Below are 1001 nucleotides of genomic sequence, written 5' to 3'. Positions count from 1 at the left end.
GGTATGGGATGCGTGTCGAAATTCTTGGTCAGGAACGGCGGCGGCGTTGGGGTGACGAGAAGAAGCTCGACATTGTCATGTCGGTTGGGCTCGACGGTGCGACGGTCACTGAGGTTGCACATCGGCACGATGTGAGCCGGCAGCAGATTTACGCCTGGCGGCATGAGCTGAAGAAGAAGGGTTTGTTGCCGTCCACTGCCGATACGGTCTTCCTTCCCGTAGACACGTTAGCCATGCTTGGTGCCCCGCTCGTGCGCGAGGACGTTGCGCGCGTGCCTGCAATGATCGAGTTGCGGTTGAACGATGGGCGCAGCCTTCGCTTCGACAGTGGCGTTGATGCCACCGTCCTGACTCGGCTCATCCGGGCGGTTGAAGCAGCATGATTGGACCGGGGACCGGTGTTCGAGTGTATCTCGCCTGCGGAGCCACGGACATGCGCAAAGGGGTAGAAGGTTTGGCTGCGCTTGCGCAGGATGTGCTACGCCAGAAGCCGACGGGAGGTGCAGTCTTCGCGTTTCGAGGAAGACGGGGCGATCGCATAAAGCTCCTGTATTTTGATGGCCAAGGCTTCTGCCTGTATTATAAAATTTTGCAGAGAGGGCGTTTTCCCTGGCCTTCAGCAGCGGACGGAACGGCCCGGCTGACAACGGCGCAATTGGCGATGTTATGGGAAGGAATTGATTGGCGGCGTCCCGACTGGGGTGCCCCACCGGCGCGTGTCGGTTGATTTATCTCACTGAATTTGCTTGTTTTTATGGATACTCGTCCTGACTTATGGTAGTCAGGTTCATGTCGAGCGCGAGCCAAAATCTTCCCGATGATCCGGCCTTCCTGAAGGCGATGATCGCCGCCCTGCAGGCGGAAAATGCGAAGATGTCGGCGACGTTGCAGGCGCATGACCAGTTGATCCAAACCTTACGGCTGCGCATCGCCAAGCTGAAGAAACAGGTCTTCGGCAAGTCCTCGGAAAAGATCGAGCGGGAAATCCAGCAGTTGGAACT

The 1001-nt window shown here is 57.7% G+C and carries 3 protein-coding genes; all 3 read left to right on the top strand.

Annotation, left to right across the window (positions count from 1 at the left end; all coding sequences use genetic code 11):
• The coding region (tnpA, locus tag RFN30_RS32270; RefSeq protein ID WP_320265979.1) for an IS66-like element accessory protein TnpA at positions 1 to 383 on the top strand (383 nt) is incomplete at its 5' end.
• Positions 380 to 727 carry an IS66 family insertion sequence element accessory protein TnpB gene (gene tnpB / locus RFN30_RS32265; protein WP_320265978.1) on the top strand — a complete coding sequence of 116 codons (348 nt, stop codon included), beginning with the start codon at positions 380 to 382 and terminating at the stop codon, positions 725 to 727. The genes tnpA and tnpB, both read left to right, overlap by 4 nt.
• Positions 728 to 789: 62 nt before the next feature.
• Positions 790 to 1001: IS66 family transposase (locus RFN30_RS32260; protein WP_320265977.1), on the top strand; the 212-nt coding region annotated here is incomplete at its 3' end.

Origin of the sequence: Mesorhizobium dulcispinae (assembly GCF_033977345.1) — a bacterium.
GTDB classification, from domain to species: domain Bacteria; phylum Pseudomonadota; class Alphaproteobacteria; order Rhizobiales; family Rhizobiaceae; genus Mesorhizobium; species Mesorhizobium dulcispinae.
The sequence above is the reverse complement of the archived record's forward strand: the minus strand, read 5'-3'. Positions and strand labels throughout refer to the sequence as shown.